This is a genomic window from Polaromonas sp., assembly GCF_030682935.1.
In the GTDB taxonomy this organism is placed as follows: domain Bacteria; phylum Pseudomonadota; class Gammaproteobacteria; order Burkholderiales; family Burkholderiaceae_C; genus Polaromonas.
The window spans coordinates 1-1,216 of sequence record NZ_JAUXNA010000275.1 but is presented as its reverse complement, the minus strand read 5'-3'; the positions used below and the strand labels follow the sequence as shown (position 1 = coordinate 1,216).

The window sequence follows — 1,216 nt, the reverse complement described above, 5'->3', positions numbered from 1 at the left end:
CCCGAGATCGTGGCCTACCGCGATCTGGATGAAGAAGATCCGGCCGAAATCGAAGCCTCGAAGTTTGACCTGGCCTACATCAGCCTGGACGGCAACATCGGCTGCCTGGTCAACGGCGCCGGCCTGGCCATGGCGACCATGGACACCATCAAGCTGTTCGGCGGCGAGCCGGCCAACTTCCTGGACGTGGGCGGCGGCGCGACGGCTGAAAAAGTCACCGAAGCCTTCAAGATCATGCTCAAGAACCCTGAAGTCAAGGGTATTTTGGTCAACATCTTCGGCGGCATCATGAAGTGCGACACCATTGCCGACGGCATCATCGCCGCCTGCAAGGCCGTCAACTTGTCGGTTCCGCTGGTCGTGCGCATGAAGGGCACCAACGAAGACCTGGGCAAGAAAATGCTGGCCGACTCCGGTTTGCCCATCATTGCCGCAGACACCATGGCCGACGCTGCGACCAAAATCGTGGCCGCCGTGTCCAAGTAATTTTGCGGGACAGACCGCAGGCCGCGTAGCGGGCAAGCTCTGTCCCCAACTGAATAGGAAAAACCCATGTCGATCTACATCAACAAAAACACCAAAGTCATCACGCAAGGCATTACCGGAAAAACCGGTCAATTCCACACCCGCATGTGCCGCGACTACGCCAACGGCAAAGAAGCGTTTGTGGCGGGCGTGAACCCCAGGAAAGCCGGCGAAGACTTCGAAGGCATCCCGATTTTCGCCAACGTGAGCGAAGCCGCCCAAGCGACCGGCGCCACGGTGTCGGTCATTTATGTACCGCCCGCAGGCGCAGCTGCCGCGATCTGGGAAGCCGTTGAGGCCAACCTCGACCTGGCCATCTGCATCACCGAAGGCATTCCTGTGCGTGACATGCTCGAAGTGCGCAACCGCATGAAAGCCAAGGAAGCGGCTGGCGGCAAACGCACGCTGCTGCTGGGCCCCAACTGCCCCGGCCTGATCACGCCCGACGAGATCAAGATCGGCATCATGCCCGGTCACATCCACCGCAAGGGCCGCATTGGCGTGGTCAGCCGCTCCGGCACGCTGACCTACGAAGCCGTGGCGCAACTGACCGAAATCGGTCTGGGCCAGTCCAGCGCCGTCGGCATTGGCGGCGACCCGATCAACGGCCTGAAGCACATCGACATCATGAAGGCCTTCAACGACGATCCGGACACCGACGCGGTGATCATGATCGGCGAGATCGGCGGCC

General features: G+C 61.0%; 1 protein-coding gene and 1 pseudogene. Both read left to right on the top strand.

Going from position 1 to position 1,216, the window contains the following annotated elements:
• A pseudogene (gene sucC, locus Q8K05_RS12465) lies at positions 1 to 486 on the top strand (succinate--CoA ligase subunit beta); the annotation flags it as partial.
• Between the two features lie 66 nt (positions 487 to 552).
• Positions 553 to 1,216: succinate--CoA ligase subunit alpha (gene sucD, locus Q8K05_RS12460; RefSeq protein WP_305246914.1), on the top strand; the 664-nt coding region annotated here is incomplete at its 3' end.